This is a genomic window from Pseudomonas sp. UBA6276 (genome assembly GCF_002438365.1).
Lineage (GTDB): Bacteria > Pseudomonadota > Gammaproteobacteria > Pseudomonadales > Pseudomonadaceae > Aquipseudomonas > Aquipseudomonas coleopterorum.
In genome coordinates this window covers 21,043-41,830 of record NZ_DJUS01000129.1, presented here as the reverse complement: position 1 = coordinate 41,830, position 20,788 = coordinate 21,043, and the positions used below count along the sequence as shown (strand labels likewise).

17 protein-coding genes are annotated in these 20,788 nt (G+C 63.1%); 4 read left to right on the top strand and 13 right to left on the bottom strand.

Going from position 1 to position 20,788, the window contains the following annotated elements; genetic code table 11:
- Positions 1–5 precede the first annotated feature (5 nt).
- The 4 genes from B2V21_RS14890 to B2V21_RS14875 form a co-directional block, all read right to left on the bottom strand.
- Complete coding sequence (locus B2V21_RS14890; RefSeq protein WP_286917255.1) at positions 6–3,086, bottom strand: error-prone DNA polymerase; 3,081 nt, start codon at positions 3,084–3,086, stop codon at positions 6–8.
- Positions 3,083–4,498, bottom strand: coding sequence for a Y-family DNA polymerase (locus B2V21_RS14885; RefSeq protein ID WP_286917254.1), 1,416 nt, complete (start codon positions 4,496–4,498; stop codon positions 3,083–3,085). The genes B2V21_RS14890 and B2V21_RS14885 overlap by 4 nt, the downstream gene beginning before the upstream one ends.
- Before the next feature lie 7 nt (positions 4,499–4,505).
- Entirely contained in the window at positions 4,506–5,123 is a 618-nt protein-coding gene (gene imuA / locus B2V21_RS14880; RefSeq protein ID WP_286917253.1) for a translesion DNA synthesis-associated protein ImuA, read from the bottom strand.
- 149 nt (positions 5,124–5,272) lie between these two features.
- A complete protein-coding gene (locus B2V21_RS14875) occupies positions 5,273–6,616 on the bottom strand; it encodes a putative bifunctional diguanylate cyclase/phosphodiesterase (protein ID WP_286917252.1) in 1,344 nt (447 codons plus the stop codon).
- A 230-nt stretch (positions 6,617–6,846) separates the two neighbouring features.
- Here B2V21_RS14875 and B2V21_RS14870 point away from each other — a divergent pair, with 230 nt between their 5' ends.
- Entirely contained in the window at positions 6,847–7,509 is a 663-nt protein-coding gene (locus tag B2V21_RS14870) for an HAD family hydrolase (RefSeq protein ID WP_056842794.1), read from the top strand.
- A gap of 133 nt (positions 7,510–7,642) precedes the next feature.
- On the opposite strand, the gene eutC is transcribed toward B2V21_RS14870, so the two are convergent.
- The 3 genes from eutC to eat are packed head-to-tail and all read right to left on the bottom strand — an operon-like array spanning position 7,643 to position 11,255.
- Positions 7,643–8,449 carry an ethanolamine ammonia-lyase subunit EutC gene (gene eutC, locus B2V21_RS14865; RefSeq protein ID WP_286917251.1) on the bottom strand — a complete coding sequence of 269 codons (807 nt, stop codon included), beginning with the start codon at positions 8,447–8,449 and terminating at the stop codon, positions 7,643–7,645.
- 45 nt (positions 8,450–8,494) lie between these two features.
- Positions 8,495–9,886, bottom strand: a complete 1,392-nt coding sequence (locus B2V21_RS14860; RefSeq protein WP_286917250.1) for an ethanolamine ammonia-lyase subunit EutB — start codon at positions 9,884–9,886, stop codon at positions 8,495–8,497.
- A gap of 10 nt (positions 9,887–9,896) precedes the next feature.
- Complete coding sequence (gene eat, locus B2V21_RS14855) at positions 9,897–11,255, bottom strand: ethanolamine permease (protein ID WP_286917295.1); 1,359 nt, start codon at positions 11,253–11,255, stop codon at positions 9,897–9,899.
- A gap of 403 nt (positions 11,256–11,658) precedes the next feature.
- Here eat and B2V21_RS14850 point away from each other — a divergent pair, with 403 nt between their 5' ends.
- Positions 11,659–12,129, top strand: a complete 471-nt coding sequence (locus tag B2V21_RS14850; protein WP_286917249.1) for an LEA type 2 family protein — start codon at positions 11,659–11,661, stop codon at positions 12,127–12,129.
- A 54-nt stretch (positions 12,130–12,183) separates the two neighbouring features.
- On the opposite strand, the gene B2V21_RS14845 is transcribed toward B2V21_RS14850, so the two are convergent.
- A complete protein-coding gene (locus tag B2V21_RS14845; RefSeq protein WP_049859487.1) occupies positions 12,184–12,438 on the bottom strand; it encodes a hypothetical protein in 255 nt (84 codons plus the stop codon).
- A 156-nt stretch (positions 12,439–12,594) separates the two neighbouring features.
- Between B2V21_RS14845 and B2V21_RS14840 the strand changes: the two genes are divergently transcribed.
- Complete coding sequence (locus tag B2V21_RS14840; RefSeq protein ID WP_049859486.1) at positions 12,595–12,915, top strand: DUF883 family protein; 321 nt, start codon at positions 12,595–12,597, stop codon at positions 12,913–12,915.
- A 51-nt stretch (positions 12,916–12,966) separates the two neighbouring features.
- Here B2V21_RS14840 and B2V21_RS14835 read toward each other — a convergent pair whose 3' ends face one another.
- The 3 genes from B2V21_RS14835 to B2V21_RS14825 form a co-directional block, all read right to left on the bottom strand.
- Positions 12,967–13,992: an Ldh family oxidoreductase gene (locus tag B2V21_RS14835; RefSeq protein WP_286917248.1), complete on the bottom strand. Its 1,026-nt coding sequence runs from the start codon at positions 13,990–13,992 to the stop codon at positions 12,967–12,969.
- A gap of 72 nt (positions 13,993–14,064) precedes the next feature.
- On the bottom strand, positions 14,065–14,331 hold the full coding sequence (locus B2V21_RS14830; RefSeq protein ID WP_049859484.1) for a PepSY domain-containing protein: 267 nt from the start codon (positions 14,329–14,331) through the stop codon (positions 14,065–14,067).
- Positions 14,332–14,397: 66 nt separating this feature from the next.
- Positions 14,398–14,589 carry a hypothetical protein gene (locus tag B2V21_RS14825; RefSeq protein ID WP_049859483.1) on the bottom strand — a complete coding sequence of 64 codons (192 nt, stop codon included), beginning with the start codon at positions 14,587–14,589 and terminating at the stop codon, positions 14,398–14,400.
- 303 nt (positions 14,590–14,892) lie between these two features.
- On the opposite strand from B2V21_RS14825, the gene B2V21_RS14820 reads away from it, so the two are divergent.
- A complete protein-coding gene (locus B2V21_RS14820) occupies positions 14,893–15,264 on the top strand; it encodes a Mor transcription activator family protein (RefSeq protein WP_286917247.1) in 372 nt (123 codons plus the stop codon).
- Between the two features lie 42 nt (positions 15,265–15,306).
- Here B2V21_RS14820 and B2V21_RS14815 read toward each other — a convergent pair whose 3' ends face one another.
- The gene (locus B2V21_RS14815) at positions 15,307–18,996 is read right to left on the bottom strand and encodes a translocation/assembly module TamB domain-containing protein (RefSeq protein WP_286917246.1); all 3,690 of its coding nucleotides are present in this window, start codon (positions 18,994–18,996) and stop codon (positions 15,307–15,309) included.
- A gap of 8 nt (positions 18,997–19,004) precedes the next feature.
- A complete protein-coding gene (locus B2V21_RS14810) occupies positions 19,005–20,732 on the bottom strand; it encodes an autotransporter assembly complex protein TamA (protein ID WP_090358451.1) in 1,728 nt (575 codons plus the stop codon).
- Between the last annotated feature and the right edge of the window lie 56 nt (positions 20,733–20,788).

Genomic DNA, 20,788 nt, shown 5'->3' with positions numbered 1-20,788 from the left:
CCTGGCTAGCGGAAATCTCGGCTGCGGATATCCAGCCCGTGGAGCATGGCGCTGACATCGGCCATATGCCCGGCAATGACATGGCGCACGCCGTCCTTGTGCTCGAAGCGACCCTTGACCTGCATCATCTGCGACCCCACCAGCACGCGCCGCTGACGCTCGGCCAGGTCACGCCAGACCACCACGTTGATCATGCCGAACTCGTCTTCCAGGGTAACGAAGGTCACCCCGGTGGCGGTCGACGGTCGCTGGCGGCCCGTGACCAACCCCGCCACGGTGACCGGGCGACCGTGGGCCAGGCTCTGCAGGTCCTGGGAGCTGCGGCAGCGCAACGCCTGCAGGCGCTCGCGGAGCATGGCCAGCGGGTGTGGCCCCAGGGTGGTGCCAAGGCTGGCGTAGTCGGCATACAGGTCCTCGCCGACACTGGGTACCGGCAGGGCCACGCTCGCCTCACGAGCAGTCGCCACATCGGCAAACAGGGGCAACTGCTGCTCGACACTGGCCACGTCCCAGCGCGCCTGGTGGCGGTGACCCACCAGGCCAAGCAAGGCGTTGGCGTCGGCCAGCTGTTCCAGCGCGCGGTTGTCCAGCCCACAGCGGCGGGCCAGATCGGTCACGTCCAGAAACGGCCCGGCCAGGCGAGCCTGCTGCACCGCACGCCCTGCCTCTTCGCGCAGCCCCTTGACCATGCGCAACCCCAGGCGCACAGCGGGTTGCCCGGTGGTGCGGGATTCGAGGCTGCAGTCCCAGTCGCTGTGGCAGACATCCACGGCCAGGATCTGCAGATGATGGCGACGTGCATCCTGCAGGATCTGGTCGGGACTGTAGAAGCCCATGGGCCAGCTGTTGATCAAGGCGCAGGCAAAGGCCGCAGGTTCATGGCACTTGAGCCAGCAACTGGCATAGGTCAACAGGGCGAAGCTGGCGGCATGGGATTCGGGAAACCCGTAGCTGCCAAAGCCCTTGATCTGCTCGAAGATGCGTTCGGCGAACTCGCGGGTATAACCGTTTTTCAGCATGCCTTCGGTGAGCCGAATCTGGTGGGGCTCCAACCCGCCATGGCGCTTCCAGGCCGCCATGGAGCGCCGCAGTTGGTCGGCCTCGCCGGGGGTGTAGCCCGCCGCGACGATGGCCAGTTCCATTACCTGTTCCTGGAACAGGGGCACGCCCAACGTCCGCTCGAAAACCTTTTTGAGGGCTTCAGAGGGGTAACTGACCTTCTCCTGACCATTGCGCCGACGCAGGTACGGGTGAACCATATCGCCAACGATGGGCCCCGGTCGGACGATGGCCACCTCGATGACCAGATCGTAGAACGTGCGCGGTTGCAGGCGCGGAAGCATCGCCATCTGGGCGCGGGATTCGATCTGGAAGACACCGATGGTGTCGGCCCGGCTGATCATCGCGTAGGTCTGCGGGCACTCCTTGGGCAAGGTCGAAAGGGTCAGATCAAGGCCCCGGTAGCCGCGCACCAGGTCGAAACAGCGACGAATCGCGCTGAGCATGCCCAGCGCCAGAATGTCGACCTTCAACAGGCCCACGGCATCCAGGTCATCCTTGTCCCACTGGATCACCGTACGCTCGGCCATGGCGGCGTTCTCGACCGGTACCAGGGTGTGCAAAGGATGCTCGGAAATCACGAAGCCGCCGGGATGCTGGGACAGGTGACGAGGGAAACCGATCAGTTGCTCGGTCAGTGCCATGACGCGCTTGAGCACCGGGCTGTCGATGTCGAACCCGGCCTCGACCAATCGCTCGACCGGGGGCAGGTGGTCGCTCCAGCGGCCGAAGCAATCGGCCAGTGCGGTGATCTGATCCGGTGGCAGGCCCAGCGCCCGGGCAACGTCGCGTACCGCGCCGGGGCCACGGTAACTGCTGGCGACGGCGGTCAGCGCGGCGCGGTCGCGACCGTAGCGACGAAAAACGTACTGCAGGACTTCCTCGCGCCGCTCGTGCTCGAAGTCGACGTCGATGTCCGGCGGCTCGTTGCGCTCCTTGGAAATGAAGCGCTCGAACAGCATGTGCGTGTCACGCGGGTCCAGCTCGGTGATGCCCAAGGCGAAACAGACCACCGAATTGGCTGCCGAACCGCGCCCCTGGCAAAGGATATGCTGCTCGCGAGCAAACCGCACGATGTCATGGACAGTCAGAAAGTAGCTTTCATAGCCCAGCTCGATGATCAGTTGCAGTTCCTTGTCGAGCAAGGCCTGAACCTCGGCGGTTACCCCCGATGGCCAACGCCAGCGCGCACCCTCGGCGCTCAGATGGCGCAGCCAGGAGCCTGCGTCATGGCCCTGGGGCACCAACTCATGGGGATACTGATAGCGCAGCTGGCCCAGGTCGAAATGGCAGCGCCGGGCTATGTGCAGGGTTTCCTCGAGGAGCGCGGCCGGATAGAGGTCGATCAGTTGCGGCAACCCGCGCAGATGCCGCTCGCCGTTGGCGAACAACACATGCCCGGCCTCGGCCACGGGTACGTGATGGCGGATCGCGGTCATCGTGTCCTGCAAGGCGCGCCGCCCACGGGCGTGCATGTGCACGTCGCCGCAGGCCACCGCTGGCAGGCCCAGCGTCGCTGCCAGATGGAGCAAGCCGCGCAGGCGTCGCTGATCATCCGCGCCGCAGTGCAATTGCACGGCCAGCCACAGGCGGCCGGCAAAACGTCCTTTGAGCCAATGACCGTGGGCCAGTTCATGAGGCTCATCGGCTATCCACAACGCCAGCAGTCCTTCGCGTTCGATCTCGTCGAGGTCCTCGCGCAGCAGACGATACCGGCCTTTGTCGGCACGTCGGCGGGCCAGGGTAATCAAGCGACACAGGGCTTGATAACCGCCCAGATCCTGCGCCAGCAACACCAGCTTGGGCCCGTTTTCGATGCGCATCTCACTGCCCACGATCAGCGTCATCCCGTGAGCCTGGGCTGCTTGCCAGGCACGCACGATACCGGCCAGGGTGCACTCGTCGGTGATCGCCAGCGCTTCATAACCCAAGGCCGCCGCCTTGGCGAACAGCTCCTGGGCACTGGAAGCGCCGCGCTGGAAGCTGAAGTTGGAGAGGCAGTGCAACTCGGCATAGCCCTGGCTCATGCGAACCAGCCTTGCAACAGCAGTGCCGTGTCATCGCCCACCGAGCGGTAGGCCCAACCACGCCGGCCTGTCGAGGTTTCGACCAAGTAGTAATCACGGCGCACATCGCCACCGTCCCACCAACCCGATTCGATGCGCTCAGGCCCGGCCAGCACGCGCAAGCCATGGGCGGGCAAGGGTTCGGCCTGTTCCAGCAACCACCCGGGTCGCTGTGCACTGAGGTCCATTGAGGCCGGCAGCCAAGGACCATCGTTGCGCCAGGCCCGCTCGGGACGATGGTCGGCATGGGCGCGCAGATCCTGCAGGGCATCGTCGCCCAGGCGTGCGCGCAGGCGTTCGCGCAACTGCTCCCAGGGCTGCGTCTGTTGCGGCCGCTGATCGAACAGCTCCTTGCAGGCGGGCACGAAGCGCGGCAGGTCGAGCGCGCTCAACCGTACGACCTGCACGGGCCGTGGCACCTGCAGATGCTCGAAGCGACCGCGGGCCAACTCGAACAGCAGGGCCGCGTCCCGTTCGGCCGCGAGCAGGCCCACCTCGACCCGCGTGTCTTCGCCGTCCGCATGCTTGAGGTGCAGGGTAAAACGCTGCACCCCCACGTCCCGCCCCGCCAGGTAAACCGCCAGGTCGTTGATCAGGCGTCGCAGGGGAAAGAGCAGGGCCTGGTTCGACTCCACATCGAAATTGAGCTCGATGCGTTGGTCGAATACGTCCGCAGGAATGAAGAATTCCAGCGCCAGGGGGCGATGCCCCAGGAGTGTGTCGAGATGGCTGAGCACCTGGGCTGGGAATCGCCTGGCCAGTTGTGCCCTGGGCAAGGACAAGACCTCACCCAGGTGACGCATGCCCATTCGCTTGAGCGCCGTGGCGTCGTCTGCAGCCAGCCCCACCCGTTCCACCGGCAGGCGCTGAAGGGCATCGACCAGGGCATCCGAGTCTTCGACGCCGAAACCGTCATAAGCATTGGCCAGCATCCGCGCCGCGGCCGGATTGGGCGCCAGGGTGATGCGATGGCGGAAACCCAGGGCGTTCAGTTCATCGCGCAAGCGCGCTTCGAATTGCGGCCATGGCCCGAACAAGCCCATGGTCGATTGCACTTCCAGCAACAGCACACGAGGATAATGCACGCTGACCTGGGAGCTGAACCGATAGGCCCACGCCGCCAGAAAGCCTTGCCAGTGCTCGATCTGTGCCGGGTCGTAGGGCGCGGTGGCAAAATCGCGGCTGAGCATGTAGGCGGCGGTGAGCGACTGCCCCGGTTTGAGACCCAGGGCCCGCGCCGCCGGGTTCACCGCCTGCAGCACTCGCCGCTGCACCGGGCCGGTGACCAGGACTAGCGGCTGCTGCGGATCGTCGCGCTGGCGCAGCACGGCATCGAGGGCCAGTTGCGGCAGCAGAATGCAGGCCCACAGCATGGCAATCTCAAGCGTAACTGACGAAGGTGACGGGCATCGCAGGGGGTATCCCGCCGCGACATTTGAGAATCTGCACGTGCCCGGCAGGCCCTTGCAGCGACAGCCGCAGGGCAGCAGGCGACGGGTTGTGCGCCGCCTGCTGCTCGCGCAAGGCAAAGGCCAGGGTTTCGCCGGTTTCGGCGGCTACCTGCAGGCGGCGCAATGCCTTGTCGTCGGGGTTCTGCGGCCAGCAGAGCACGGCTGCGCAACTGCCGGAACGCAAACACTGCTCGGCAGCCCACAAGGCATCCCGACCTTGAGCTTGCAGCACGCTCAGGTGTTGCAGGCGCACACCGGCCGCCATCCAGGCATGTGGGTAGGGAATGAACGGAGGCGCTATCAACACGATTCGTTCACCGGCCTGGCTCAAACGCGCCAAGGTCGGCCAGAGCAACTGCAATTCGCCACAGCCGTTGGCGGCCAGCAGGATTTCACTGAGCGCTGCCGGTGGCCAACCCCCGCTGGGCAGCACGGCGTCGAGGGCGGCATGCCCGGTCGGCTGCACGCCGCTGGGGCTGGACTCCTGGCGACCGCGCCAGACGCGACGTTGGTCGATCAGCCCTTCCAGGCTGACCACGGCGCCCATCACTGCCCTGCCCTCATGGTCAGGCAGCGTGGGGAAAAAACTTCGGTGAGTGGGAGTGATCTGTTCATGGGTGCATTTTTACTACTGTATGCATGAACAGTAAAGCGTCTATTTTCACTTCATGCCATCGGGGGGTCGAACGGTCTCGATCACTCCGGCGTGGGCACCAGCAATTTGCGCAATGGAAATCGCGAAGCGCCGCTCCAGCCCAGGAATTCCTGTTCGATCATGGGCCGTGCGAAATAGAAGCCCTGGGCCTCATCACAGCCCAGGGCGCGGATCACCTGCATGCACTTGAAGGTTTCGACGCCTTCGGCAACCGTTCGGTAGCCCAGTTTGCGCGCCAGTTCCAGCACCGCCTGGACGATCAACTGATGCCGCGGACTGTGTTCCAGGCCAGTGATCATCGACTTGTCCAGCTTCACCACGTTGGCCGGGATCTCGTGCAAGTAGGAAAAATTGCTGTAGCCGGTACCGAAATCATCGATCGCCACATCCACCCCCAGGTCACGAATGGCCGCCAGCTGGCTGAGCACCTGCGGATTGGAGCGCAACCACTCACCTTCGGTGATCTCGACTTCCAGACGTTCCGGGTCGATGCCATGGGTACGACAGGCATTGCTGATGACCTGGGTGATGTCGTGGCCGTCGAAATCCAGCGCCGAAAGGTTTACCGAAAGCCGGGTCAGAAGGGTAACCGGCCACTGGGCGAGCTTGGCCAATGCTGCGTCGATCACCCAGCGCGTCACGCTGTGAATCAGGGCGTTCCTTTCCAGCACGGGAATGAATTCGTCGGGCAAGACCAGGCCCAGCCGTGGATGCTCCCACCGCAGCAGGGCTTCGGCGCTGACCTGCTCACCCTCGTGCAGCGCGAAGCGTGGCTGGAACACCAGGCGCAACTGACCTTCACGCATCGCCTGGGTAACGTCGGAAGCCAATTTGAAAGACCGGCGATAAGCGTTGTCCCGCACCGGGTCGTACCATGCCCACGGCTGGCCTGCGAGCAGGGCCAGTTCAGCGGCGTACATGGCCTTGCGCAGGGCATCGCGGACCGCTTCGAAGTTGATCACGAAGGGCGCAACACCCGCGCGGACGCTGGGACGAACCGGCATGCCTTCGATCTGGGTGGTGCAGCGCAGGGCGTGTACCAGAATGTCGAGGTAGCCGCTGACATCGCCTTGCTGCGCATCCAGTACGAAGGCAAAGCGCTTGCGGCCGATGTGATACACCCTCCCCTGGCCTGCCCGCAGACGCACCAGACGGCGTGCAATGCAGCACAGCAGGTTCTCGAACGGGACCATGCCCAAGGCCAGGGTCATGTCGTGGGCCCAGGCGGTGTCCATGGCATCGATCAGCACCAGGTAGCGCGACTCATCCGGGTGCTGGAGCAACAGGTGCCCCAGGTCAGTGAGGAACTGCCGGCGATCAGGCAACAGGGTAAGCCGATCGCTCGAGACGAACGCCTGAGCAGCGGCATGGACACTATCCGACATCACACTTTCCCGCGAATGACAGGCTCGAGCTTCCTGCGAGAGACTGGCCAGTTGTTCAGAGGGTATTTACTGAGGGAGTAGCCATCAAAGAGCGGCTCTTTAGGTGGTGGCAAAATAACATCGCACTAAATAATTGCCAAGCCCCATCCGCCCAGTAACACGCGGTTAGCATCGGAATGCCGGACGACGCTGCTACACTGAGGCAAACCCTGGGATGGAATGGACGATTCATGCTTGAAGCCCTGCTGTTCGACCTCGATGGCACTCTGACCGAAACCGACGCCCTGCACCTGCTTGCCGTCCAGCAATTGCTGGCCGAGGAAGGCCGCGACTTCACCCACGAAGAATTCCAGTTGCACGCCAGTGGCCGGGCCAACGCCGACATGTGCCAGTACCTGTTTCCGGATCGCTCGGTGGCCGAGCATGAAGCCTTTGCCGATCGCAAGGAAGCACGCTTTCGCGACCTCGCCCCGCAATTGACGCCTATCGCCGGGCTGCTGCGCCTGCTCGACCATGCCGAGCGCGAAGGCTTGGGCATGGTCGTGGTGACCAACGCTCCGCGCGCCAATGCCGAGCACATGCTCGACGCCCTGGGCCTGGCCGAGCGCCTGCCGCAGGTGGTGGTCGCCGAAGAGCTGGAGCGCGCCAAACCCGATCCACTGCCCTACCTGACCGGTTTGCAACGTTTGGGTGCCCGGGCCGAGGCTGGCATCGCTTTCGAGGACTCGGTGCCAGGCGTGACGGCCGCAGTCGCGGCCGGTCTTTTCACCGTCGCGCTGTCGACCAGCCAATCCCCGCAGACCCTCAGATCCGCCGGCGCCAATCTGGTGATCGAATCCTACGAGGATGAAAACCTCTGGATTCATATCGACAAAATGCGCCAAGGCCAATAACCAGCTGCACCCCCCTGTAGCAGCGGCGCAAGCCGCGTCGGCGGTCTATGCGGTATTCCTGATACAACCCGGTCATGTCCATCTACCGCCGCAAGCCATTCGCGGGTAGAACCCACTCCCACAGGGGTTGCTGCTACGCGGGATCGTGGAGCAGGAAATTGCCAGGGCGCTGGGGGGTGTCGTTGTCGATTTCAGGTACCAGCGCTTCATCCTTCAGATGTACACCCGACAGCTGGCGCTTGTGTGCTTCGCGCATCAGGTAGTGCAACTTGTGCGCGGCCGTGGCGTAGCTCAGGCCTTCGAGACGCACATTGGAAATGCAATTGCGCGCAGCATCGTTCAACCCCACCCGCGGTGCATAGGTGAAATACAGCCCCAGGCTGTCGGGCGAGCTCAGGCCCGGGCGCTCACCAATCAGCAACACCACCATGCGCGCGCGCAACGCCTGAGCCACTTCATCGGCCACCGCCACCCGGCCTTGCTGCACCAGGCAGATCGGCGCCAGGCTCCAGCCCTCGTCAGCGGCAATCCGCTCGATGCGCTCGAGCATGGGCAGCGCATGCCGATGCACCGCCAACGCGGAGAGGCCATCGGCGATCACCACGGCCAGGTCGAAACCGGTCGCATGCTCGTCGGCATAAGTACGCAAGGTGTGCAGCGACGCCTCATCCAGGCGCCGCCCCAGATCCGGACGCTGCAGATAGACATGCCGATCACCCGCCGCGCTGTGCAGGCTCAGGCTCTCGGGACGGGCCTGTACCAGCGCGGCCTGGTCGAACGGCAGGTGAACCGCATCGCGGGCTTGTGCGTGGGCGTACTGAAAGTCCAATTGGGCACTGCTGGGCAGGCTGGTGCCAGCTCGCCCCAAGGCGATGCGCGCCGGTGTCAGCGCACGCAACGCATGCCAGGGATCACCTTGTGTCAGCGTCTTATCATTCATGAGCTACTTTTCACCTCATCACTATGACCAGAGGAAACGGGCGCTTCAACCCAGCCGCCCCAGTGCTTTGCCGAACAACGGCGGCACGCCGCTGCCCAGACGCAGCTGGCCATCCTTCTGTTGCAGAATGTCCATGCGTGCCAGCCATTCCTCGAATTCGGGCGCCGGGCGCAGGCCCAGCGTCTTGCGCGCGTACAAGGCGTCGTGAAAGGACGTGGTCTGGTAGTTGAGCATGACGTCATCGGAGCCCGGAATGCCCATGATGAAATTGATCCCCGCAACACCCAGCAGGGTCAGCAACATGTCCATGTCATCCTGATCGGCTTCGGCATGATTGGTGTAGCAGATGTCGCAGCCCATCGGCACACCCAGCAGCTTGCCGCAGAAATGATCCTCGAGACCGGCGCGGATGATCTGTTTGCCGTTGTACAGATATTCCGGCCCGATGAACCCCACCACCGTATTGACCAGAAAAGGGTCGAACCGGCGCGCCACGGCATAGGCCCGCGCTTCACAGGTCTGCTGGTCCACGCCATGGTGGGCATTGGCCGACAATGCACTGCCCTGGCCTGTCTCGAAGTACATCAGGTTGTTGCCGACCGTCCCTCGCCTCTGGCTCAGACCCGCTTCGTAGCCTTCCTGCAACACCGCCAGGCTGACGCCGAAACTGCTGTTCGCCGCCTGCGTACCGGCGATGGACTGGAACACCAGGTCCAGAGGCACGCCGCGTTCGATCGCCGCGATCGAGGACGTGACATGGGTCAGTACGCAGGACTGAGTCGGGATACCGTAATGCTCGATGACGCCATCGAGCATCTTCAACAGCTCGCTGATGGCGCTCAAGCTGTCGCTGGCCGGGTTGATGCCGATCATGGCATCGCCGTTGCCGTACAGCAGGCCATCCAGCACGCTGGCGGCAATGCCGGCCGGATCGTCGGTGGGGTGGTTGGGCTGCAACCGTGTCGACATGCGCCCCCGCAGCCCGACCGTGTTGCGAAAGCGCGTGACCACCCGGATCTTCTGCGCCACCAGGACCAGGTCCTGCACGCGCATGATCTTCGAGACAGCCGCGGCCATCTCCGGCGTGATGCCTGGCGCCAAGGCGCGCAGGCTGGTTTCGCTGGCCGCATCGCCGAGCAGCCAATCGCGGAAGCCGCCCACGGTCAAATGGCTGACCGCAGCGAAAGCCTGCGCATCATGGGTGTCGACGATCAGCCGAGTGACTTCGTCCTCTTCATAGGGGATCAACGCCTCGTCCAGAAAGCGCTTGAGCGGCACCTCGGCCAGCGCCATCTGCGCGGCCGCCCGCTCGGCATCACTGCCGGCGGCGATCTCGGCCAGGTAATCGCCGGAGCGTGCCGGACTGGCCTTGGCCATCAACTGCCGGAGGCTGTCGAAACGCCAGGTTTGCCCGCCGATGCTGTGCACGAAACTCATGCTGCCCTCCTCACTCGCTGGCCAGTACGGGTTGGCGGTCGCCACGGCTGCGCACGAAGACGCAGAACAGCGAGCCGAGGGCCATCAGGCCGATGAAGATCCCGCAGATCATGGCATTGAACCACACCATCGCCACCAGACACACCAGCGCCAGCAGCAAGGCAATGGCCGGCACCAGCGGATAGCCGGGGGCGCGGAAGGACCGCTCCAGTTGTGGCTCGCTGCGACGCAGTTTGAACAGGCTGAGCATGCTCATGATGTACATGACGATGGCGCCGAACACGGCCATGGTGATCATCGCTGCGGTCAGCGTCAGGCCTTGGAGATTGACCAGGCCATCGCTGAAGATCGCTGCGATGCCCACCACGCCACCGGCGAGGATGGCGCGATGCGGCGTCTGGAAACGCGACAGCTTGGCCAGGCTTGCGGGCAAAAAGCCGGCCCGTGCCAGCGCGAAGAACTGTCGCGAATAGCCCAGGATGATGCCGTGGAAACTGGCGACCAGCCCGAACAGGCCGATCCACACCAGCATGTGCATCCAGTTGGAGTTCTCGCCCACTACCCCTTTCATGGCCTGCGGCAGCGGGTCGTTGATGTTGGCCAGAGCGCGCCAGTCACCCACGCCACCGGCGAAGATCATCACGCTGATGGCCAGGGTCACCAGGGTCAGGATGCCGGCGATGTAGGCCCGGGGAATGGTGCGCTTGGGATCCTTGGCTTCCTCGGCGGCCATGGCCGCGCCTTCGATGGCCAGGAAGAACCAGATGGCGAAGGGAATCGCCGCGAACATGCCACTCAAGGCACCCAGGCTGAACGTGTCCGCCCCGGCCCATCCGCCCAAGGCGAAATTGCTGAAACTGAACGCTGGCGCCACCACCCCCATGAACACCAACAGTTCCAGCACGGCGAGGATGGTCACCACCAGCTCGAATGTGGCGGCGATGCTCACGCCGACGATGTTCAGGCTCATGAACACACAATAGGCCCCTACTGCCGCCCACTTGGGGTCGAGCCCTGGAAACTGCACATTGAGGTAGGCGCCGATGGCCATGGCGATGGCAGGCGGGGCGAACACGAATTCGATCAGGGTGGCCAGCCCGGCGATCATTCCACCGGTGGGGCCGAACGCACGCAGGCTATAGGCAAAGGGTCCGCCTGCGTTGGGGATGGCGGTGGTCAGTTCAGTGAAGCTGAAAATGAAGCAGGTGTACATCACGGCGACCATCAGCGTCGTGCAGAGGAAACCCAAGGTGCCAGCACTGCCCCAGCCATAGCTCCAGCCGAAATACTCACCGGAGATCACCAGGCCAACGGCGATGCCCCACAGATGCAGTGTGCCCAGCGTGGGTTTGAGTTGCGAAACGGTCATGGGTGTGCCCTCGAAGGTGGAGATGAGCAAAGGAGCGTTCCTGAAAGTAACCATAGGCGCCCACTGGCGATCTGGCGCCGTGAATATGAAAGCTGCCTTGGCATCGACTTCGCCGATGGCGCGCCAGGTTGAAGCACGCCTTTTCGTACGATGCCCCAATCACGGGCACTCGATGGCAGCACTTTTTCACGGCATGTGGCTGACTACACAGGAACGCCGTTTCCTTGAACCCTGTGCTTGAACGATTCTCGGAAACAGTTCTTTGAAACATCTGCACACATCAAGCCAGCTCATGGCAGAGCGTGTTCAACTCTGCCCCGCATTGCGCGTGAGCGGCGAACCGATAGCCTCGTTAATGGTCGCAGACAGGGAGCGACGTGCTCGGCCGGTGGGTTGCAAAACCATGTTTCGCTTGATTCGCAGTTGTCTGACCGTAGCGTTCCTGGCCAGCGTGGTGGGCTGTTCGCTATTGCCCCAGCGTGACCCGGTGTCCATCAGCGTGGTAGGCATCGAGCCCTTGCCGGCGCAGGAACTGGAACTGCGCTTCGCCATCAAGCTGCGACTGCAGAACCCCAACGAAACGCCCATCGAGTACGACGGCGTGGCAGTGAATCTGGATGTCAACGGCCGTCCGCTGGCCAGCGGCGTCAGCAGTCAGCACGGCCGTATCGAGCGGTATTCGGAGGACGTGCTGGTGGTGCCGGTCAGCGTCTCTGCACTGACCGCATTGCGCCAGGCGGTGGGCCTGAACCCGGCGCAGAGCTTGAACGGCTTGCCCTACCGCCTGCACGGCAAGCTTGCCGGGGGGCTGTTCGGGACGGTGCGCTTCAGCGACAGCGGTACCTTGAGTCTGCCGTCCGCAACAGGCTACTAAGTGCGTATGGGGTCGCGGACCGATCAACCCTGGGGCTGTGACGCACTGGATGAATCAACGTGCCGCCGCCATCAGCTTGTTCACTTCAGCGCGGACCATATTGGCGTATTCGGGGGGTGACATGCCATCCAGCTCGCCCCGTACCCATTCGGCCCAGCGCCCTTTGCGCTTGGCCTTTTCCCCGATGAGACGCGCGGCCTCGGCTTTGGCCTTGCCCAGGTTGGCTTGCCACAGCTCGTAGAGACGGGCTTTTTCATCCTCGATCATGGCGCGCTCGGCCAGCGAGCGATTGGCGAGATTGAAGCTCATTGCAGGTACCTGTCAGCAGAAAAAACAGGCGACATCTTACACGCCTATACATGAAAATCTGTAGGAACAGACGGCGCGCCCAAGCCCTTCATGCAACTTTCCAAGGCGCTGGGACTCCATCTTGCACTGCCTTAATAAACACCAGGAGTTAGTGAAATGGCCCGTAAATCAGGTGCTCAATCGGCCGAGGATCAAATCAAGGATCAAGTCTTCAGCGAGCTGTTGGCGCTGATCGAAGAGTCGGAAAAAATGCTCAGGGACAGCGCCTCTCTGGGAAGCAACGAGGCCGACACCGTACGCGCGCAGGTCAACTCCAAACTCGAACATGTGTCCTATTCCCTCGCCGGGCTGCGCGAACGCGCCAAACCGGTGGTCGAGGCCACGCAGACCTACATCGGTGGCCATCCGTGGCAGACCGTGGCCGCATCGGCGACCTGTGGCTTGCTGCTCGGCCTGCTGCTGGGCCGTCGTAACTGATTCACCTCCGCTCCGGGCCGCCGATCGCTGCGGCCCTCTTGTGCCCTGCCTTCACTCCCTCGCCAACGCCCGCAGTTTTTCCACCTCCTGCACCGACATCGAAATACCCTGAGTGTGCGATAACACCCGCTGACGATAGCGTCTGTCACCCGACAACCGTGTCTGCCCTGCCTCGTGCATGCGCTCGACCAACTCGCGGCTACGCACGGCAAAATCATGACCGGCGCTCTTGCTGGGGTCGATGACGATGATCAATTGCCCGGTCCAGGGCGTTTGCGCGCCGGGGTGTCGCTTCCAGTCGAACTCGAAGGAAAAATTCCCGCCAGTGAGCGCTGCCGCGAGCAGCTCGACCATCATCGACAAGGCCGAGCCCTTGTGTCCGCCAAAGGGCAGCAGCGCCCCACCCTCGAGGATCGCCGCCGGATCGGTCGTAGCCTGCCCATGCTTGTCGACACCGGTACCCACGGGCACCGAATGGCCCGCCCGCGCGGCGATCTGCACGTCACCGTGGGCCAGCGCACTGGTGGCCATGTCGAAGACCAAGGGATCCTTGCCCGCGCAAGGCGCCGCGAACGCTATGGGATTGGTGCCGAACAACGGCTTGTTACCCCCATGGGGTACGACGCAGGTCATGCTGTTGACCACGCTCAGAGCGACTAGGCCTTCGGCGGCGAAGGGTTCGACATCCGGCCAGAGCGCGGCGAAATGGTGGGAGTTGCGGATAGCGAGGACAGCGATGCCCGCTTCGCGCGCCTTGGTCACCAAGAGCCCTCGCGCAGCGGCCAACGCCGGCTGGGCAAAGCCTCCAGCGGCATCCACCGCGACGTAACCGCTCGCCACATCCTCGACCACGGGGCGCGCCTTGCCGTCCACCCAGCCGCTGGCCAAGGAAGAGAGGTAACCGGGTATGCGAAATGTGCCGTGACTGTGAGCGCCGTCGCGTTGGGCGGTGGCACAGTTGTGGGCGAGAATGTCGGCGACCTCGACCGAGGTGCCATGACGCAGAAAGATCTGACGCAGCAGCTGCGTCAGATCGGAGAAGGACAACGATTGCGAGGCGTCGCTGGCAGGCATCATGGGCTTCCTGGCGTAAACGGAACAGAGTCCTAGTACGCCATACCCACCTGCTTTAGGACAAGCCCGCTCGAATCAGTCCTTCTGGTCGCGCAGCACGTTGCCCGATACGCCGTCGATGCGGAACTCGTAAGTCACACCATCAGCCTTCAGACCTTCGCCTTCCCAGTAGCCATCATTGTCGGCTTCGATCTTGGTGACCTGGGTATAGCCTTTGGACTTGGCGGTTTCGATGGCTTTCTCGATGGTGATCCAACCCGCACCGGGCTTGTCGGCCAAGGCCAGGCCGGCAGTCATCAAGGCGGAAGTTGCAACTACGGCAGTCAAAGTCTTCTTGAACATGGGGCACTCCATAACAGTGATTGGTGTGTGCTGCACTGTCTTGGAGCGTCACACTGAAAAATTAGTTCACGGACGCTTGACCTTGCGCCGCATCACGCCGTTGATCACAACCACGAGCACAGCAATGCCCATGGCGATGTATTGAAAGAGTTTTTCAGTGATCACGCCTTGGGTCTGCAGGTAGGACAGGCCGAGCATTGCCAGTAGTACCAGCAAGGCGATCAGCAAGGAATATTTGATGCGTTGAGCTTGAGTCATCTGGGGATCCTGACAGGGGTATTGGCCGGCTTGAGTATCCGGGTTGTCACTGTTGCGTGGATTGCGCATGAAGGCAGGTCAGTGCGCGAAAAATCGTATTTTACAACGCCGAGGCGCAACAGGGGATGGTGTTGAACGACTGGATCATTGCTGAGGAGGATGCCGACTTGTGGTGAAAATTTCCGACGTACCTGTCGGAACCTGCCCACACCCAGAGACCCCTTGACTCCTAGAGCCTCAAAGGCGCCTGGACAAGAATGACTGCCGGCCGGATGGGCCATTTGCTGCCACAAGGAAGTCACCATGAACACCCAACAGCTTCAGCAGATCGACGTCGAGCAACTCCCCCACTCATTGCAGGTACTGATCGACTGCATTGGCGTCGAGCAAGCCTATCGCCTGACGCAACTGTATGGCGGGCGCCCACGCTACATCCCCAAGCACCCGCAACGCACCAGCCTTAGCGAACAGCTCGAAGCCGAAGCGGTGGCCGCGTTGATCCAGCGCTTCGCCGGCATGGCCCTGGAAATCCCCAAGGCCGATCATTTTCTGCGGCAGTGGCGCAACCAGCAGATTCACCACGAAACGCTCAACGGCACCTCACGCAGTGTGCTGGCGCATAAATATGGACTGAGCCAGCGCCAGATCGGCAATATCCGCCGCACGCTTGGCTAGTCGAACATTCCCCAGGCCCATTCACGGGCCCGGGTTCACGCCTCAGAAATCGCGCTTGTAGAACAGATCCAGTGAGCTGGCCACGCCACTGGCCACTTCCAGATACAGACGTTTGCTGAGCAGATAGCGCAAGGCAATGGTATTAGCCGGCTCGAATACCCCTACGCCATAGCGCAGGCTGAGTTTTTCCGACAGGTTGCCGCTGGCGACCACACTGGTTGCATCGCCACTGCCCTGGGTGTCGAGCTGAAAATCCTCGATTCCCAGGTCGGTCGCCAATTTGCTGGTCACTCCCGAACTGCCCATCAGCCCCAAACCGAGCGCCGCCTGAGCGAGCATGTTGTTGTCCTCGCCGCTGTTGCCTAGCGGGCGACCCAGCACCAGATACGACAGCGCTTGCTCCTGGCTCATGGTCGGTTCCGAAAACACCTCGCTGGTAGGCTGCTCGGCGTTGCCGGTCAAGCGAATACCGGCAATCACATCGCCGGTGGTACGGATCGCTTCGATGTCGAGGTATGGCTGGCTGATGGGCCCGGCAAACAACAGCCGCGCGCGACGTATGGTGAGGCGCTGGCCATAGGCGTTGTAGCGCCCGTCGTTGAGCGCCAGTTCACCCCGAGTGTCGAGGTTGTCGCCGATGTGCACGTGACCGGCCAGGTTGGCACTCAGGCCAAAGCCGTTGAAGGTGAGTTTTTCCTGGCCCACTTCCACATCGATATCGATCGCCATGGGCAAGGGTGTCTTGCCCTGCTCGGTCTGGTTGCCGACGATCACCACGTCATCGGAAAGTTTGACGGTGGACGGTGGCAACTGACGGATGACGATGGCCCCTTTGGGAATGAACACCTTGCCGGCCACGGCGAGCCTTTCGCCATTCATCTGGATACTCAGATCCGGTGCCGCTTCGAGCGTCGCATAGGGTTCGACGTTGATCGGCAGGCGCGTGCCCTTGAGCTGCACGTCCACGTCCAGAGCGTTGGCCCAGGCGACCGTGCCGCCCAACGTTCCCTGGCCCGTCTTGCCGCTTTTCCAACTGCCCTGCAGGCGCACGCTTTCACCTGCGATCAATGCCTGCAGTTGCAAGTCCTCGAGCGTGGTCGGCAGTTCCGGGCCGGCAATTTGACCGCCGCTGAGGGTGACATTGCCGTTCACTTGAGGCGCCACCAGGGAACCGGCGATCTGCCCGCTGCCATCGAGTTGGCCCTTGAGGGTTTCCACCATAGGCACGAATGGCCGGGCGATGGAAAGATCGAGCCCGGACAGGCGGAAGCTGCCGCTGATCGGCTTGCTCTGCGCAATGGGATCGATCTGGGTGATGACCTGCAATTGTCCCAGGCGATCGCCGCGGAAGTTGAGTTCGGTATCGATCCGTTTGGGGTTCAAGCGACTGGTCAGGCGCAGTGTCTGGTAAGGAAAATCGACCCATTGGTCCTTGTTGCGCACGCGCAGGGTGCCGTTGCCCGCGTCGATCATGACCTCACCGGCCGGGCCGCTGGCAGGGACGTCGATTGCAACATCGGCGTTGAGCATGCCCTTCCAGGCGAAATCTTTCGGCAGCCATTGGGCCAGGCTGTCCAACGGAAACTGCTTGAGGTGGTAACGCAGTCGCGGCTGCGGCGCCAGGCGCTGGTCCTCGCCGCACAGGCTGGCAGATCCCGAGCGCCAGCAGTGGGCGCCGAAATTGACCTGGCCACCGGTCAGGTATTCAAGACGTGCCGGTGCCTGCAGACGCCAATCCTGCCCACCGGCCTGGACCGAACCGCTGGACAGCCGTCCGCGCCAACTGCTTTGCGCGGTGAAGCCCTTGTCCAGCGTGCCGTCCAGAGCGGTGGCCAAAGCCAGTTGCGGCCCCTTGAGCGCCAATTGCAGCTGCTGCCGTTTGATATCGCCCGAGGCCTTACCGGTCAGGGTGCCCAGGTCGGTGTCACCGGCGCGAATACCGGCGGCGGTCAAATCAAGATTGCCACGCTGGGCCTTGTCGAGGGCGGCGTCCAGCGTCAGGTTCTGCAGACGGTTGCTGTCCAGTGCCAACTGACGCCCCTGCAGCGATAGCTTGCCCTGGGGCGCCTGCAAGGTACCGGCTGCGTCGAGCTGGCCCTTGAGTTGCCCTTGCAGCCCGGGCCACAACTGGCCCAGACGAGCCAGATCGATGTTGAGTCGCGCCTGAATCTGCTGCTGCAGACTGCCTTGACCCTGGATACGGTTATCGCCCAGGCGTACGTCGAGGTTGCCCAGCGTCCAGCGCTCGCCGGCGCCCTGTGCCTTGGCCTGGAGCAGCGCAGGCTGGCCGCGCAGGCGGCCCTTGAGGTCCAAGTCGGCATCCAGCTTGAGCTGTTCGTTCTTGAATTCACCGGTGCTGCGCAGCGGACCGGCGAGGCTGCCCGGCATCTGCGCAACCCAGTAGGCAGGATCGATGGCGCTTAGGTCCAGAGCCGTGTCCCAGGCTACGCCATCGGCGAACTTGACGTTCAGGTGCCCTGCTGCCTTGCCCTGCCCCGCGACCAGTTCCAGTTGCGGCAGGAACACTTGCTGCAGATCGCCGCTAAATGGCGTCACCAGGGTAAACGCACCGGCTGGGCCATCGAAGGCACCGTTCAGGTTGCCCAGGTACTTGCCGTCGCGATAGTCGACCTCGCCTTTGAAACGCCGAACTTTCACATCCGGCTCGGCAATGACGGGGTACAGGCGGTGCCACGGGAAGTCCTGCCAATCGATAGTGGCCTTCGCCGCCAGACCTTGTTGCCAATCCAGGCTGCCAGCCAGCCGCACCTGCTCCCGCGCCGCTGAAGAAATGTCCAGGGTCTGCACCACTGCACCCTTGGCGTCGACCCGCGCGCTCAGCACCAAGGTCATCGGCGATTGTTCGGCTGGCAGACTGGCGTGGCCATCGATGGCATAGCCAGCCTGCAGGTCGCCTTTGGCGAGCAGTTCCAGTTGATTGAATGCCAAGGTGTCGGGCAGCCCGGCGCTGGGTTTGAACGCCTCGCTGACAATGCGCAGCTGGGCCGGCAAGTGTTCGGCCAGCGGCTTCAGGGTGCCCGTTATGGCGGCCGGCAGGTAGCCGGAGCTTTGCCCATTCAGGGTCAGCGTGTCGAGCAGATCACCTGTGGCGTTCAGGGTGACTTGCCAAGGCTTGTCGTCAACCTTGGGCAACTGTACCTGGGCATTGAGGTTCAGCGGCCATTGGCCGCCGGGGCGCAGCGTGCCGTCCAGATCCAGCACCAGGTCATCGCGCTGCAGGTGCCCGCGATCGATCTTCAGGCCATCGGCGGTCCAGTGTGCCGCCAGCTCGAGACCACTGAGCTGCTGCACGCCATCCAGTTCCAGGCTGCCGATACGCACATCGCCCAGTTCTATGGCGACGGGCAACTGCAGGTCAGGCAGTGTGATCGGCCCGTCGCTGGCCGGTTCCTGACTGGCAGGCAGTTGCACAAGAATGGCGTCGGTGTGCAGGGTGTCGATGCACAGCGTCATGCGCCACAGGCAACTAGGTGACCAGGCCAGCTCGGGCGCCCGCACTTCGACACGGGTCGCGCCTTGCTGCCATATCAAAGAGTCTGCCTGCCAGTGGCTGCCCAGTGTGCCCTTGAAGTTTTCCAGGGTCAGTCCGGGCACACGGGCCAGCGCCCAACGACTGCCGGCCTGGGTTCCCAGCACCAGCGAAAGGGTCACCAGAACGATCAGCAACAGGCCTACGAGCGCAGCCAGGGTGATCAGCGCACCGCGTTTCACCGCCGGCCTCACAGTTCCGGACCCATGGAAAAGTGCAGCCGCACGCCGCCATCGTCATCCATCGCGTGAGCCAGGTCGAGCCGAATGGGGCCCACCGGCGACACCCAGCGTACGCCGACGCCGATGCCTGTCTTGAGGTCGGCGAATTTCAGGTCGTTGAACGAGTTGCCCTTGTCGATGAAGGTTGCCACGCGCCACTTTTCGGCAATCGAATATTGGTACTCGACACTGCCGGCGACCATGTAGCGTCCGCCGATGCGATCGCCATCGGAGTTCTCCGGCGACAGGGTCTGGTAGTCGTAGCCACGCACGCTCTGGTCGCCACCGGCGAAGAAACGCAACGAAGGCGGAACGGATTTGTAACCGTTGGTGGCATTGCCGCCCAACTGCACCCGGCCAAGCAAGCGGTGATTCTGTGCCACAGTGGTCAAGCCCTTGAGCATTACGTTGCCATGCAACAGGTTGGTGTCCGACAGCACCCCTTCCTTGGCCACCTGGGCATCGAACTGCACGCGGTAGCCGTTATGGGGGTCGACCTTGTTGTCGCTCTTGAGGTAGGTGTAGCTGATGCCGGGCATCAGCAAGGTACTAAGGCCCGTGTCGTCGCCGAGCCGGTATTCTTCGCGTTGCCACTTCAACGAGATGACTCGCTGCCAACCGCTGGGGAGTTTGCTGTGCCATTCCGGGCCGAACGTGAGCAGTTTGCTCAGGCTGTCGGTGTCGGCCAGCTCTTCGTATTGGTACCCACCGGCCCACCGCAGCTTGTCGGTCAGAGGGGGATCCAGGGGAATGTCGTACCAAAGGCCGACGTTCTGCCGAGGCGCCGAAAGCTCCAGCTCCGCACCATAACTGTGGCCTTGGGGGTTGACCCAATGGCGGGTCCAGTTGGCTTTGCCGCGCGGGCCGACGTCGGTCGAATACCCCAGACCCAAACCCATGGTCCGAGGCTTGCGGGTCGTCAGCTGGACATCGACAGGAATGACTCGCTCGCTGGCGGCAGTGGGCGCGGCATCGACCCGCACGCCTTCGAAGTAGCCGCTCGATTGCAACGCCTGGTTGAGTTCGGCGATCAGTTCGGAATCGTAGGCCGTGTCTTCCTTGAACGGCACCATGCGTTGCAGGAGTTCTTCGTCGAACGGCGTGTCGCCCTGGAAGCTGACTTTACCTAGCTTGAAGCGCGGGCCGCTGTTGTAGACCAGTTCGACATCCGCGACGCCGGCCCGTGGGTCGACCGCCAGGCGCTGCTTGCTGAAGGTGCCGCTGAAGAACCCATAGCGCGAGGCCTGGTTCTGGATCAGTTGCTTGGCATTTTCGTACTGACCGTGGTTGAGCACGGCACCGGGCGCCAGCTCGTTGCTGCGCGGGACGCGAAAGGCCTTCAAGTCGGCCGCCGGGCCTTCGACGCGCACCGTGACGTTGCGCAGATGCACAGGCTCACCCGGTTCGATACGTAGCAGCAAACGCGGGGTTTCGCCCGGCTGCACTTCGCTGGTCACGCGTGCCTGATAATAGCCCAATGCCTGGGCCGCCTTTTGCGCCTGCTCCTCGGCTCCACGACTGAAGCGCAGCAGCGCCTCACCGTCACGGTCACCCAAGCTGCCGATGTAGCCTTCGACGTTGCTCTTGAGTGCCGGGTTGGCAGGGTTGACGCGTACGTCGAGTACGCTTTGGGCCTGGGCCGCCATGCTTGCGACCAGCAGCGCCAGGCTGCCGGCCAATCGTCCTGAATAATTCATAGGCGAATGCTATCACGACCCGTACGTCGATTTGGACCCTGCCAGGCGTTGCCAAG